The organism is Streptomyces sp. 7R007 (assembly GCF_054850255.1).
The window spans coordinates 28,203-42,624 of sequence record NZ_JBTWMV010000001.1; the positions used below are offsets into that span (position 1 = coordinate 28,203).

The window sequence follows — 14,422 nt, forward strand, 5'->3', positions numbered from 1 at the left end:
ATCGGCCGGGCGGGGTCCACCACGCCTTCCCCCGCCCCCTGACACGAGGCCAACCCTCTGCTGCCCGGGGCCGGTTCACACCCCCCACCCCTCCTTTACGCCGTCGGGGCCCCCGGTCGACCTCGCGTCGTGCACAACGGAAAGCAGCGCAACCATGAGCAACAACAGGGGCAGAGGGCTGCAGGCCAACGCCCTCAGCACGTTCGACACCGTGGTCATGGCCGTCGCGGGCAGCGCTCCGGCGTACTCGATCGCCGCCACCACCGCCGTCCTCGTCGGCGCCGTGGGCCTGGCCAGCCCGGCGGCCCTGCTGTACTGCGCGATACCCATGCTGGGCATCGCCCTCGCCTTCAGCCAGCTCAGCCGCATCGACGTCAACGCCGGCGCCAGCTACTCCTGGGTGGGCCGCACGCTCCACCCCTTCCTCGGCTTCATCAGCGGCTGGGCCCTGGTGATCTCGGCGACCATCTTCATGGTGGCCGGTTCCCTGCCCGCCGGCTCGATGACCCTCGCCCTCTTCGACCAGGACCTGGCCGACGACACCGCGCTGTCCACGGGGATCGGCGCGGCCTGGTTCCTCGTCATGCTGCTGGTCGTGCTCGGCGGCGCCCGGCTCACGGCCCGCGCCCAACTCGTCATGTCCGGCGTGGAGCTGGCCATCCTGGCGCTGTTCGCGGTGCTGGCCCTCGCCCACACCGGCAACGCCCGCTCCTTCGAGTGGTCCTGGCTCGGCTTCGGCCACTTCGACGGCACGGCCGGCTTCGCCTCGGGCGCTCTCGTCGCCGCGTTCTACTACTGGGGCTGGGACGTCACCAGCAACCTCAGCGAGGAGACCCGCGACAGCCGCCGCACCACGGGCCTGGCCGGTCTGATCGGCGTCGGCGTCGTCTTCCTGCTCTTCGAGGTGTTCACCATCGCGGTGAACGTGGTGCTGACGTCCCGGCAGGTCGAGGACAACGGCGCCAACGTGCTGGCCGTGCTCGGCGAGGAGGTCTGGCCGGGCTGGGGCGGCAAGCTGCTGATCGTGGCGGTGATGCTGTCCACCATCGCCACCCTGGAGACCACGCTCATCCAGATCACGCGCTCCCTGTTCGCGATGGGCCGCGACCGCACGATGCCCTCCGCCCTGGGCCGGGTGCACCGCACCTGGAACACGCCGTGGGTGGCCGTCACGGTGGTCGGCGTGGTCGCCCTGACGATGATCATCGCCTCCAACGCGCTGGGCACCGTGGGCGACATCCTCTCCGACGCCATCTCGGCGATCGGCCTGCAGATCGCCGTGTACTACGGCCTCGCCGGTCTCGCCGCGGTCGTCGCCTACCGCAAGATGCTGCTGAAGTCGCCGGCCGGCTTCCTGCTGGGCGGCCTGTGGCCGCTGCTCGGCTCGGTGTTCATGTTCTGGATCTTCGTCGAGTCGCTCGGCGACCTGAGCACCGCGGCGATCTCGATCGGCGTCGGCGGCCTGGCCGTCGGCCTGGTGCCGATGCTGTGGTACTGGCGCCGGGGCAGCGACTACTACCGGCCCGCCCGGCTGGACGCCACCCGTACCGTCGAGGCGGACTACGTCGTCCCCGACCCGTACGCGGCCGCCGGATCCCGCTTCCACGAAGGTCTCCCCACCGACTTCTGAGGAGACCCGCGATGGCACGAGAGCGTTTCGCACCCGACTACGACCCCGACTGCGGGGACACGGCCCTCACCTCGGCCCGGCAGGACATCGTCATCGGCCGCTGGCAGGGCCTGCGGGACCTGCTGCGGGTCACCGGCCCGGACTGGCTGGCCCGGGGCCACCGGGTCCGGCTGCTGGCGCAGGCCTGCGCCGGGAGTTCCACGGTGGAGTCGTGGCTGGCCGCCGAACCGCACAGCGCCAACGCGCTGGTGCTGCGGGCGGCGACGGAGACGGCCCGGGCGTTCAACGTGGCCATCGCCGCGGGCCGGGGCGTGCCGATCGACCAGCACCGCGTGGACACCGCCGTGATGGCCTGCCTGCAGGCCGCGGAGGCCTACCTGGACGACCCGACGCCGTGGATCTCCCTGATCTCGGTGGCCCGGCTGTACCCGCAGGGCGTACGGCGGCGGGAGATGTCGCGCTGGTGGGACGAACTGCACCAGCGCGACCCCTACAGCGTGGAGGGCCATCTGCAGGTCCTGCACTACTACTCGGCGCGCTGGCACGGCTCGCACGGCCTCATGTACGACTTCGCCCGCGACGCGGCGGGCGTGGCCCCGGCGGGCTCGGCGCTGCCGGTGCTCGTGCAGTACGCGCGGGTCGAGGAGTACCGGCACGCCCTGGACGCGGACGGGCGCAGCGCCTCCTCGGTCGTGCTGGCACAGCACTGGAACAGCGACGGTGCCGTCAGCGACGTGCGCCGCACCTGGCAGCGCTGGTTCGCGGGCCGCCCCGGCGCCGGGGTGGCACCCGGGGAGCTGCGCGACCTCAACCACCTGGCGCACGCGGCCTGCCACGGGGGCGTGCGGGACGTGGCGGCCGAGGCGCTGCGCCTGATGGGCCGCCGGGCCACGCGCGCGCCGTGGTCGTACACGGGCGACCCGGACCAGCAACTGGCCAGGTACCGCAGGGAGATGAAGCTGCGCGCGTGAACCGGGACCCGGAGGACCTCGCGCACCGGCCGGGACAGGGGCGGCCCGGGCGCTACGGCGTGGCGTTCGGGCCGTCCGGTCGGGTGCGGCGCTGGGCCACCATCTCCCGGCTGAGCTCCTCCGTCTCGGACTCCGGCAGCCGCTCGAAGCCGTCCTCGGTGATGACCGACACCAGGGGGAAGATCCGCCGGCTGATGTCCGGGCCGCCGGTCGCGGAGTCGTCGTCGGCCGCGTCGTACAGCGCCTGAAGCGCGGCGAGCGCCGCCTCGCGCCGGTCCATGCCGGGCCTGAAGAGCTTCTTCAACGCGCCCCGGGCGTACGGCGATCCGGAGCCGTCGGCGTGGAAGTGCGACTTCTCGTACAGGCCGCCGGCGACGTCGAAGCCGAAGATGCGGCCCCGGCGCTCCCGCGGGGCGTCGGGGTCGTAGCCGGCCAGGAGCGGCACCACGGCGAGGCCCTGCATGGCCTGGCCGAGGTTCTGCCGGATCATGCCGGCCAGGCGGTTGGCCTTCGCGCCGAGGGTCATGGGGATGCCCTCGATCTTCTCGAAGTGCGCGAGCTCGACCTGGTACAGCTTGATCATGTCCAGCGCCAGGCCGACCGAGCCGGCGAAGGCGACCGCGGTGTGGTCGTCCGCCGGGTGCACCTTCTCCAGGTCGCGCTGGGCGATGAGGTTGCCGGCGGTGGCCCGGCGGTCACCGGCGATCAGGACGCCGTCGCGGTAGGCGAGGGCCAGCACGGTGGTGCCGTGCGGGAAGCGGCCTGCCTCGGCCCGCACGCCGTCCGGGAAGGGCCGCCGGGTGGGCAGCAGCTCCGGCCGGTGCGCCGCGAGGAACTCGGTGAAGGACGCGCTGCCGGGAGTGAAGAACTCCTCCCCCAGCCGGCCCGTGTCCCAGTCGTTCGCCGCCATGCCACTCCCCCTCCGACTCGCCCGGACACCCCACTCCTACCTGCCCGCGGCGCAACGGAAACACCGGCGTCGCGCGGCACGCCACGCCCGGCGCACGCCTCGGACGGCGTCCTGCCCGATGGCAGCGGCACCGGCGGCCGCCGGGCAGGGCGCTCAGCGGACGGTCGGTTCCCGGTGCGGGGGCTGGGCGGGGGCGGGGCGGTCGGGGGTGACCGGGAGGGAACGGACCGCGGGGCCGTCGCCGTTGAGGGCGACCGGCGAACCGTGGTGGCGGATCGTCAGGGGCGGACCGGACAGCAGCGCGTAGACGGCCTTGTCGGGGCCGATCTCGACCCGCAGCCGGCTGCCCAGGAACTGGACGTGGAAGGCGAGACGGCTCAGCCGCTCGGGCAGCCGGGGCGCGAAGCGCAGGGTGTCGCCGTCGTGCCGCAGTCCGCCGAAGCCGGCGACCAGCGCCGTCCAGGTGCCGGCGAGCGAGGCGATGTGCAGACCGTCGCGGGTGTTGTGCTCCAGGTCCTCCAGATCCATCAGCGCGGCCTCGCCCGTGTAGGAGAAGGCGAGGTCCAGATGGCCGGCCTGCGCGGCGATGACGGCCTGGACGCACGCCGACAGCGAGGAGTCCCGGACCGTGAGGGGTTCGTAGTAGGCGAAGTTGCGGGCGACCTGGTCGTCGTCGAAGTGGGCGGCGCAGGTGTACATCGCCAGCACCAGGTCCGCCTGTTTGACGACCTGCTTGCGGTAGAGGTCGAAGTAGGGGAAGTGCAGCATCAGCGGGTACTGCTCGGGGCTCGTGCCCGCGAAGTCCCAGTGCTGGTACCGGGTGAAGCCGGCGTGCTGCTCGTGCACCCCGAGGGCGTCGTTGTAGGGCAGGTGCACGGCGTCGGCGGCGTCCCGCCAGGCCGCGCTCTCCTCCTCGTCCACGCCGAGATCGGCGGCGATGTCGGGGTGGCGTTCGACGGCGTCGGCGGCGGCCAGCAGGTTCGCGCGGGCCATGAGGTTGGTGTACGTGTTGTCGTCGGCGACGGCGCTGTACTCGTCGGGGCCGGTGACGCCGTCGATGTGGAAGACGCCGTGCGCGTCGTGGTGGCCCAGCGAACGCCACAGCCGGGCCGTCTCCACCAGCAGCTCCACGCCCGCCTCCCGCTCGAACTCGCCGTCCCCGGTGGCCTGGACGTAGCGCACCACGGCGTCGGCGATGTCGGCGTTGACGTGGAAGGCGGCGGTGCCGGCCGGCCAGTACGCCGACCCTTCCGAGCCGTCGATCGTGCGCCAGGGGAACGCGGCGCCCTCCAGGCCCAGCTGGGCGGCGCGGTCCCGGGCGGCGGGCAGCGTGCTGTGCCGCCAGCGCAGCGCCTCCCCCACCGCCTCGGGCGCGGTGTAGGTCAGCAGGGGCAGCACGAAGGTCTCGGTGTCCCAGAAGGCGTGGCCGTCGTAGCCGGACCCGGTCAGCCCCTTGGCGGGTATGGCGCGCTGTTCGGCGCGGGCGCCGGCCTGCAGGACGTGGAAGAGGGCGAAGCGGACGGCCTGCTGGATCTCCTCGTCGCCCTCCACCTCCACGTCGGCGCGCGCCCAGAAGTCGTCGAGGAACGCCCGCTGTTCGGCCAGCAGACCGTCCCAGCCGCTGTGCGCCGCCGCCGCGAGGGCCGCCTCCACCTGGTCGCTCATCGCGGGCCGGGAGCGCACGGCGGACCAGCCGTGCGCCACGAGCTTCTCCACGCGCAGCCGCTCGCCGGGCTCCAGCACGGAGGTGACGGTCAGCCGGGCCACGTCCACGTTGCTCTCGCTGCGGGTCGTGGTCCGCTCCGGCCCGGTGACGGTGTGGTCGGCGGCCACGGCCACCCGCAGACCGCTGCGCCGGGTGCGGTGCACCAGCCGCAGCCGGTGGCCGACGGCGACGTCCTCCTCGGGCTCCAGCGGGGACTTCAGCGCCTTCGCCGCCCGCGGGTCGTCCTGCGTCTCGGGCAGGCTCTCGTTGGCCACGAGCTCGGACTGGATGACCACCCGGGAGCGGTCGCCGACCGCCTCCACCTCGTAGGCGACGGCGGCGATGGCCCGCTGGGCCAGCGAGACCAGGCGGGTCGAGCGCACCCGGACGGTGGAGCCGGCCGGCGAGGTCCACTCGCACGTCCGCTCCAGCACGCCCCGGCGCAGGTCCAGCACCCGCTCGTGGGAGACGAGGCGGCCGTAGCGCAGGTCGAAGGGCTCGTCGTCGACCAGGAGCCGGAGGACCTTGCCGTTGGTGACGTTGATGACGGTCTGGCCGGACTCGGGGTAGCCGTAGCCGGCCTCCGCGTACGGCAGCGGGTGCACCTCGTGGACGCCGCCCAGGTAGCTGCCGGGCAGGCCGTGCGGCTCGCCCTCGTCGAGGTTGCCGCGCCAGCCGACATGGCCGTTGGCCAGGGCGAACACCGACTCGCTCTGGGCGAGCACGTCGAGGTTGAGCTCGGTCTCGCGCACGCACCACGGATCGACGGCGTAGGAGCGATGGGTGATCACCGGGCGCCTCCGAGCTCGTCGAGGTCCCGCACGACGATGTCCGCGCCGTGCGCGTACAGCGCCTTCTCCTGCCCCACCCGGTCCACGCCCACGACGTATCCGAAGTGGCCGGAGCGGCCCGCGTCCATGCCGGCGAGGGCGTCCTCGAAGACCGCGGCCCGTTTCGGTTCGACGCCGAGGTCGCGGGCGGCGGCCAGGAAGGTGTCGGGGTGCGGTTTGCCCGGCAGGTGCCGTTCGGCGGCCACCACACCGTCGATGCGGACGTCGAAGAGGTGCTCGGCCTTGATCGAGCGCAGCACGTCGAGGGTGTTGGCGCTGGAGGAGACGATCGCGGTGGCCAGGCCCTGCGCGCGGGCGGCCTCGATGTAGCGCAGCGTGCCGTCGTAGGCCTCGACGCCCTGGGTGCGGATGCGTTCCAGCAGCAGGACGTTCTTGCGGTTGCCGACGCCGTGGACGGTGGGCGCGTCCGGCGGGTCGTCGGGGGAGCCTTCGGGCAGTTCGATGCCGCGGGAGGCGAGGAAGGTGCGCACCCCGTCCGCGCGGGGGCGGCCGTCCACGTACTCGTCGTAGTCGGCGGCCGCGTCGAAGGGCCGGAAGTTCTCGCCCTCGCGTTCGCGCAGGTAGGCGTCGAACGTCTCCTTCCAGGCGGCCGCGTGCACCACGGCCGTCCTGGTCACCACCCCGTCGAGGTCGAAGAGACAGGCCTGGATGTCTTGGGGAAGACCGAGCTGCGTCATACCCGTCCGGTTCCCCGTCCGCAGGGCATCCACTGCCCCTTTGTGGCGCACGCCACACCATAGGGAGGGTGACACACTCTGCACTGTGCCGCTGACTTTCGACGACCTGCTCCACCGTGCCCGCGCCCTGCCCCGGGACGGCCGGCGCGCGCTGCTCGGCATCGCCGGCAGCCCCGGCGCGGGCAAGACCACCCTCGCCGAGCACCTGGTGCGGGAGCTGAACGGCGACGGCGAGCCCTGGGTCGCGCACGTCCCGATGGACGGCTTCCACCTGGCCGACGTCGAGCTGGACCGGCTCGGGCGCCGCGACCGCAAGGGCGCGCCGGACACCTTCGACGCGGCCGGGTACGCGGCGCTGCTGCGGCGGCTGCGCGAGGAGGCGGACGACGACGTCGTGTACGCCCCCGGTTTCGAGCGGGTGCTGGAGCAGCCGCTCGCGGGCGCCATTCCGGTGCCGACGGCGGTCCGGCTCGTGGTCACCGAGGGCAACTACCTGCTGCTCCAGACGGGCGCCTGGGCGCGGGTGCGGGCGCAGCTGGACGAGGTGTGGTTCTGCGAACTGGACGAGCCCGAGCGGCTGGCGCGGCTGATCGCGCGGCACGAGGAGTTCGGCAAGGGGCACGAGGAGGCGGTGGCGTGGGTGATGCGCAGCGACCAGCCCAACGCCGAGCTGGTCGCCGCCACCCGGGACCGGGCCGACCTCGTCGTGCCCGCCGGCCTCACGCCGGGCGCAGGGTCAGCTCCGGCTCCCCGTGGGCGTCGCCCGCAGCAGGTCCGATCACCGCGGTGAAGGCCTCCGTGCGCACGGTCAGCGCCGGTCCGTCCCCTTCGAAGGCGGGCGTGAAGTCGCCCCGGGAGCCGTAGCGCACGGCGAAGACGTGCAGGTCCTCGGGCGCGCCGGGCGCGGGCTGCGCTTCCAGGGCGGTGGAGGCGACCAGGTGGCGCCAGCCCTCGTCGGGGTTGCCGTAGCCGCGGGGGTCGGCGGCCAGCGCGAAGGCCGCCTGCTCCTGTGTGGTCTCGGAGCGGGCGTCGAAGTGGTCGTCGGCCGTGGAGGCGGGATGCGTCAGCCGCAGTTCGCCGGCCGCCGACACCTGCGCCTCGGCGGTCCTGCGCACCCGGTCGCCGTCGTCGGCGGCGTACGGCATCCCGGCGAGCAGGTGCGGCGTGCCGGGCAGGCGTTCGACGGCGACCGTGGTCCACAGCAGGGTGCCGTCGGTGACGTACAGGGACCGGACGTGGCGCAGGACGTGGTCGCGGCCGACGACGGGCTTGGTGACGAGCTTGGCGGCGAGGCGGCCGGCCCGGAGGTCGTGGACGCGGACCTCCCCCATGGGCCGGCACAGCAGGAAGCCGTCGAGCACCGGGCCGAAGCCGTGCTGGCGGTTGACGGCGGCGGGCAGGTAGTAGGTGCCGGCGGCCTCGACCAGGGACGGTGTCATCCGGTCGTCGAAGGCCACCGAGACCGTGCCGGCGCGCAGTTGGTGGCGGGCGGGCGCGGTGGAGGGGGTGCGGTGCCAGGGCGTGGTGTCCTGGATCTGCCAGACCAGCATCCAGGCGAAGTGGCCGTCGACGCCGCCGTCCGCCTTGGCCGCGTGCCGGGCCCAGCGGCTGTCGCCGCGGTAGCGGCCGAGGTCGGCGCCGATCCGGGCGCCGAAGTAGCGCAGGCCCAGCACCGACTCGAACGCGGAGTGCTGCTCGCTGTAGCGGGGGCCGCCGGTGTCGAAGCCGCCGCCGGTGAGACGGGCGTCGATGTAGCGGGCGAGCGCCTCGCCGTCCTCGGCGAACACGGGCTCCCCGCTGACCCGGTGGGCCTGGGCGAGGAAGGACAGGGAGATCGGGCCGTAGTTGTTGTCGTACGCTCCCCCGTGTTCCGGCGGCAGCAGGGCGCCGCGGTCGCGGACCCGGTGGGCGCGGATCTCGTCGGTGTACAGCGCGAGGGCCCGTGCGCGCACCGCTTCCCCTTCGCCGGCGGGCAGCCGGCGGGCCAGCATCAGTCCGCCGACCACGCATCCGATGGCCTGGTTGCCGGCCTCCTGCGGGTTGAAGAAGGTCGCCTCGGTCAGCCAGCGCCAGTATCCGCGCGCCACGTCCAGCAGCCGCGCGCGCTGGTCGTCGGCGATCAGGCCGTCGGCGGTGTCGAGGACGTTGACCGCCTGGAGCAGCGCCCACACCGTGCTGGGCCAGTCACCGATCGGGTGCGCGCCCGCCTGGAGCACGTAACGGGCGTACGGCAGGCCGGAGTTGCGGATTCTCAGGTTCGGATATCCGGGGTTGTCCTCGACGAAGACCCGCTCGCGCAGGTGGAAGGCGAGGCTGCGGTGCACCGCCTCCGGCAGCCGCGGGTCCTTGGTGCGCTGCCAGGCCAGCGCCAGCAGGGAGGTGACGCCGAGGGAGGTGTCTCCGACGTCGTCGACGCAGTCGGGGTGTTCGAGGTTGCCGTCCGGGGTGATCCGGGCGAGGGCCTGCTCGACGACGTCGGCGAGGACCGCGTCGTACGCCTCGGGGGTGTCGGGGAGGTCGTGCAGCGGGCCGCGCTGGTGGAGGAGGTGCACGGGGAGGTCAGCCCTTCGTACCGGAGGTGTCGGGTGCGGGCCGGCGGGCGCGCAGGGCGACGGTCAGGGTGTGCGGGCCGTGTCCGCCGAGGTAGACGCGGTTCCCGGTCGTCGCGTCGGTGCCGCCGACCACGGTGTAGTCCTGCCCCGGGTCGTAGCGCAGTACGTCGCCCCGGTCCGGTCCGGCGAGCGGTTCGCCCGCCTCGACGCGGGCCTCGACCCGGATCGCGTCGGCACCGGCCCGGTAGGTCACCGGTCCGGCCGTCAGGCACCAGCGTCCGTCGCCGAGGGGTGCGGCGCCCTCCAGGACCCCGCCCGGCCGGAAGGTCAGTTCGAGGGCCCAGGGCACCCGCGGTCCGCTGATGTCGATGCGCAGGTCGGCGCCGTCCTCCGTCAGGTCCACCTCGACGCGGGTCGTGTGGGAGACGTCGTCCCGGGGCCGGTCCGCGAAGGCCATCGCGGCCGAGAAGCGGCCCTCGTCCGCGATCCGGTAGGCGCTGTCGTCGCGCCGCCGGTCCGCCGGGAGCGGCTGGTAGTAGGCGGCCGTGAGGGTTTCGGTGAGCCGGTAGCGGGTGGGGGCGAGCCGGTGCGTGTCGGCGGCGCGGAAGGGGCCCAGGTCGAAGAAGCCCCGCGACAGCCGGACCGCGTCGAGGACGGCGTCGCCGGCGAACAGGCGCAGGAAGGTGGGGTTGCAGGCGAGGCCGGAGCGGATGCGCCGGTGTCCGGGCACGTCGGAGCCGCCGTACACCACCGTGTGCGCGGTGCCCGAGACGCGGGCGGCGAGGCGTGCGCCGGCGAGGTAGCGGTCGCGCGGAAGCGGCGGCGAATCCGCGACCGGCGGGGTGCGGCACAGGTCCGGGGTGAGGAGGGTCTGGGCGAGCAGGTCGGGGTCGTCGATGCCGCCGGCGGCCGCCAGCCGCGCCGCCCGGCTGAAGTCGCCGCGGCCGGTGCGGATCGCCAGCAGCCGGTAGTGCGGCAGGTAGGGCGCCAGCGGGAACGGGTGGTGCTGGTCCTGGCGTCGCGAGTGGACGGTCTCCACCGTGCCGTCCGGTCTGATGAGGTCGAGGGTGGTGGTGAGGTTGCGTTCGACGGCGGCCAGCAGGTCGGCGCGGCCGAGCACGTCGGCGAGCAGCAGCAGCGACGGGTTGGAGACGTGGGCCGCGTAGAGGGCGCTGCGTTCCGAGTACAGGCCGTCCGCGTCGATGTCGACGCCCTCGGCGAGCCATTCCCGTACGCGGTCCAGCAGCCGGTCGTCCGGGAAGGAGCGGTGCAGCCGGGCCAGGGCCGCGGACAGCTCCCAGCGGTGGTTGGGGGTGTGCACCCCGCCGGTCAGCAGGCTGCCGGTGGCGGCGCCGGCGATGTCGGCGAGCGCGGCGGCGACGTCGCGCAGCTCCGGCCCGGCACCGGTGGCGAGGACGTGCGCGTCGCACACGTCGTTGACGGTGAACGCGGAGTCCGGCGGTGACTGCACGTTGTCGCCGCCGGCGAACAGGCCGGTGGCGGTCTGTGCGGCCTGGAGCGCGCGCAGGTGGGTGAGCGCGGCGGCGACGGCGCGCCCGCTGCCGTGCAGCGCCGAGTCGGCGCAGCGGTAGGCCGCGACCAGGGTCTTCACCCGGCGGGCCAGGGCGCGGTGGGTCACCCCGGCGGGGTGCTCGTCCGGGGCGGCCGCCAGGGGGGCGGCCAGCCGGTCGGCGGCGCGGGCCGCCGACCGGACGAACTCGTGGTCGAGCGCGGTGGGCACGGTCGGTCCTTCAGTCCTTCAGTCCGGCGTTGATGTCGGCGCCCATGACGTAGCGCTGGAAGACCAGGAAGATGACGATCAGCGGGATCATGGAGATGACCGACGCGCCCAGCAGGACCGACCAGTTGATGTTCTGCGCGCCGACGATGCTCTGGATGCCGATCTGCACGGTGAACTTGGTGGGATCGTTGAGCATCAGCAGCGGCCAGATGTAGTCGTTCCACCGCCACTGGAAGGACAGGATGGCCAGGGTCAGCATGATGGGCCGGGACAGCGGCACCATGATCCGCAGGAAGATCGACAGTTCGCGGGCGCCGTCGATGCGCGCGGCTTCCACCAGTTCGTCGGGGACCGTCAGGAAGAACTGGCGGAACATGAAGCAGCCGGTCGCGGTGAGCACGGCCGGCAGGATGATGCCCGCGAAGGAGTTGTAGAGGCCGAGGTTGCGCACGACCAGGAACTCCGGGGCGAGCATGACCTCGGAGGGCAGCATCGTGGTGGCCAGGATGCAGAGGAAGAACGCCTTGAGCCACTTGTTGTCGTACTTGGCCAGCGCGTAGCCGGTGCAGCAGCTGACGCCCACCGTCAGGATCGTCGTGATCACGCACACGATGGTCGTGTTGACGAAGTACTGGGAGAAGTTGGCGCTGCGCCAGGCGGTCAGGTAACCCGACAGGGTGGGGTGGTGCGGGACCAGCGTCAGCGGATACGAGAACAGGTCCGAGGCCGGTTTGAGGGAGCTGAGGATGAACCACAGCACCGGCAGCCCGTAGAGGCAGGCGAGGAGCCACAGCAGGGTCGTCGCGGACACCGCCCGCCTGAGCCCGCCGCTGCCGGCTCTGCGGGGTCGCTGCTTGGAGACGGCCCGTCCGGGACCGGCGTCGACCTTGCGAGGCATGTCTGTGGTTGTCATCGGTTCTCCACCCGCCGGTTGACGATCAGCTGGATGACCGCGACGGCCATCAGGATGAGCATGAGCACGAACGACGCGGCGCTCGCGTAGCCGATCTGCCCCCGTTTGAAGCCGGTTTCGTAGATGTACTGGACGAGCAGGTTGTTGGACGTGCCGGGTCCGCCGTTGTTGAGGGCGACGAACACCGGGTACTCCTTCATCGCGTTGATCGTGTTGAGCAGGATGACGATGAACGACGTCGGCGCGATGCTCGGCAGGGTGATGCTCACGAACTGCCGCCAGGGGCCCGCTCCGTCGAGAGCGGCCGCCTCGTAGTACGAGGTGGGCACGTTCTTGATCGCCGCTATGAACAGCAGCATCGAGAAACCGGTCCAGGCCCAGGAGGCGGCCATCACGACCACCAGCAGGGACAGGTCCGCGTTCGACTGCCAGGGCACGGCACTGCCGCCGAGCTTCTCGATGACGTAGTTGACCAGTCCGAAGTTCTCGCCGAACAGCCACCGCCACAGCACGCCCACGACGATGGGCGACAGCAGCCACGGGATGAAGAAGATGACGCGGGCGACCGACGTGCCCTTGGCGTGCTTGCTGACCACCAGGTTGGCGGCGGCCAGCGCGAGCGCGAAGTTCAGCGGCACGAACAGCACGGCGTACAGCAGCGTCCGCGTCAGCGCGTCGTAGAACGTGGAGTCCCCGAACAGGTTGTGGTAGTTGTCCAGTCCGATGAACCGGAACGCCCCCACGCCCGTGTAGTCGGTGAAGGAGTAGACGAGCCCGATCACCGCCGGCCAGACGAAGAACAGCGCGAAGAGCACGACATTGGCCGCGATGAGGACGAGCGGCGCGAGAACGTACTTGCTGCGTCTCCTGGGCGGGCTCGCGGACAGGGCCGAGGCGCGTTGTGTCATCTTCCTGACTCCGTGCTGGTGGAATGGTTGCTGTGGGCTCGGGCCGAGGGCCCGGCATCACGCGGGCGCCCGGGGGCCGGGCGGCGGGGTGTCGGCCCGCCGCCCGGCCCTGTGGCCTACGACGCGCCGCCGACCTGCTGGTTGTAGCCGGACACGATGTTCTCCAGGGCCTTGTCGGCCGACTGCTGGCCGTTGATCGCCTTGCCGAGCTCCGTCTTGGTCGGGTCCTCGGTGAGGCTCTTGCCCTTCAGCACCCAGTTCGTCTGCGCGCTGTTGAAGTAGCCGGAGATCGGGGCGTAGAGCGGGATCTCCTCGTTGTACAGCTTGAACGCCGCCTGCGCCGCGTCGGACGTGAAGGGGTACTTCGGGCTCAGGCCGCTCTCGACGGGCAGGAACCCGGAGGCCGCGCACAGCTGGGTGTAGTGGGCCGGCTCGTACAGCCAGGACATGAACTTCTTCGCGGCGGTGGCCGCGGCGCCGTTGTTGTTGAACCCGACCATCATGCCGCCGCTGTTGACGTCACTGGCCTGCACCGGCTCGGCGGGGGTCGGCACGCTCGCCCAGTCGAACTTCTTGATGCTCTCGGAGAAGGCGGCGACCTGCCACACGCCGGACCAGTAGGCGACCACGTCACCGCTCTGGAACATCGCCGACGGGTCGGCGCCGCTGGTCCACACCGACTTCGGCATGGTCTTGTCGTCGTTCCAGCCGACGAAGGTGTTCACGGCCTTCTTGGTCGCGGCGTCCACCGAGAACGTGCCGGAGGAGTCCGCGTGGACGTACTTGCCGCCCATCTCGTACACCATGGCGCGAAGGCGCGAGGGCGACTGGTCGAACGTCAGGGAGTACTTGGCGCCGGTCTTCTCGCGGACCTTGTTCGCCGCCTTGATGAACTCCGTCCAGGTCCAGGTCTTCTGCGGCGAGGTCGGGAAGGAGACCCCGGCCTTCTCGAACAGCGACTTGTTGATGAACAGACCGGAGGCGGTGATGTCCGAGGGGATCGACAGCACCTTCCCGGACGAGTCCTTGGCGAGGAAGTTGGCGTTGATGTTGTTGCTCTTGGTGTTGGCGATGGAGCTGAGGTCGATCAGCTTGCTCGACCAGATGGGGTCCAGCGCCGGCACGGCGGCCACGTCGGGCAGGGAGTTCGCCTGCGCGGCGTTGTGCAGCTTCGTCGTGTAGCCGTCGTAGGGGATGTTGACGAGCTTGACCTTGACGCCGGTCTCCTTCTTGTACTGCGCCACCATCTTCTTCCAGCCCGCGTCCTGCCCCGGAACCGTGGAGATCCAGAACGTCAGCGACTTGGAGGTCCCGCCCGCGCTGGACCCCGACCCGCAGGCGGTCAGCAGCAGGCCACCTGCCGTGGCAACGGCAGCGAGGGGAACAAGGCGACGTATGCCGCCGCGGCCGAGTCGGCGGGAGCGCCGCACACCCACACTGGTCATCTTCGATCCCTTTTCGTCAGAGGGGGTCATAGGGGACGGAGCACGGCGCCGACGAAGGCGGCACGGGTGCATTTTGCAGGAAATTTCGCTTTCCGGGGGTGGCGGCCTCGCCCGGCCGC

General features: G+C 72.1%; 11 protein-coding genes. 3 read left to right on the plus strand and 8 right to left on the minus strand.

Going from position 1 to position 14,422, the window contains the following annotated elements:
* The first annotated feature begins 154 nt into the window (after positions 1-154).
* Entirely contained in the window at positions 155-1,630 is a 1,476-nt protein-coding gene (locus tag ACYF6T_RS00155) for an APC family permease (RefSeq protein ID WP_461692340.1), read from the plus strand.
* Positions 1,631-1,641: 11 nt separating this feature from the next.
* Entirely contained in the window at positions 1,642-2,601 is a 960-nt protein-coding gene (locus tag ACYF6T_RS00160; RefSeq protein ID WP_461692341.1) for a hypothetical protein, read from the plus strand.
* Between the two features lie 52 nt (positions 2,602-2,653).
* Here the strand turns inward: ACYF6T_RS00160 and prcB are convergent, their stop codons facing one another.
* From prcB to ACYF6T_RS00175, 3 genes are all read right to left on the minus strand, one after another.
* Positions 2,654-3,511: a proteasome subunit beta gene (gene prcB, locus ACYF6T_RS00165; protein WP_461692342.1), complete on the minus strand. Its 858-nt coding sequence runs from the start codon at positions 3,509-3,511 to the stop codon at positions 2,654-2,656.
* A 153-nt stretch (positions 3,512-3,664) separates the two neighbouring features.
* Positions 3,665-6,007 carry a glycoside hydrolase family 65 protein gene (locus ACYF6T_RS00170; RefSeq protein ID WP_461692343.1) on the minus strand — a complete coding sequence of 781 codons (2,343 nt, stop codon included), beginning with the start codon at positions 6,005-6,007 and terminating at the stop codon, positions 3,665-3,667.
* Entirely contained in the window at positions 6,004-6,744 is a 741-nt protein-coding gene (locus ACYF6T_RS00175; protein WP_461692345.1) for a beta-phosphoglucomutase family hydrolase, read from the minus strand. Before ACYF6T_RS00175 ends, ACYF6T_RS00170 begins: the two co-directional genes overlap by 4 nt.
* An 85-nt stretch (positions 6,745-6,829) precedes the next feature.
* Here ACYF6T_RS00175 and ACYF6T_RS00180 point away from each other — a divergent pair, with 85 nt between their 5' ends.
* A complete protein-coding gene (locus ACYF6T_RS00180; protein ID WP_461692347.1) occupies positions 6,830-7,534 on the plus strand; it encodes a nucleoside/nucleotide kinase family protein in 705 nt (234 codons plus the stop codon).
* On the opposite strand, the gene ACYF6T_RS00185 is transcribed toward ACYF6T_RS00180, so the two are convergent.
* From ACYF6T_RS00185 to ACYF6T_RS00205, 5 genes are all read right to left on the minus strand, one after another.
* Entirely contained in the window at positions 7,464-9,296 is a 1,833-nt protein-coding gene (locus ACYF6T_RS00185; protein ID WP_461692349.1) for a hypothetical protein, read from the minus strand. The genes ACYF6T_RS00180 and ACYF6T_RS00185 overlap by 71 nt on opposite strands.
* A 7-nt stretch (positions 9,297-9,303) precedes the next feature.
* Complete coding sequence (locus ACYF6T_RS00190; protein WP_461692350.1) at positions 9,304-11,037, minus strand: hypothetical protein; 1,734 nt, start codon at positions 11,035-11,037, stop codon at positions 9,304-9,306.
* A gap of 10 nt (positions 11,038-11,047) precedes the next feature.
* Positions 11,048-11,950: a carbohydrate ABC transporter permease gene (locus ACYF6T_RS00195; RefSeq protein WP_461692352.1), complete on the minus strand. Its 903-nt coding sequence runs from the start codon at positions 11,948-11,950 to the stop codon at positions 11,048-11,050.
* Positions 11,947-12,858: a carbohydrate ABC transporter permease gene (locus ACYF6T_RS00200; RefSeq protein ID WP_461692353.1), complete on the minus strand. Its 912-nt coding sequence runs from the start codon at positions 12,856-12,858 to the stop codon at positions 11,947-11,949. Before ACYF6T_RS00200 ends, ACYF6T_RS00195 begins: the two co-directional genes overlap by 4 nt.
* Positions 12,859-12,974: 116 nt before the next feature.
* A complete protein-coding gene (locus tag ACYF6T_RS00205) occupies positions 12,975-14,303 on the minus strand; it encodes an ABC transporter substrate-binding protein (RefSeq protein WP_461692355.1) in 1,329 nt (442 codons plus the stop codon).
* Positions 14,304-14,422: the final 119 nt, after the last annotated feature.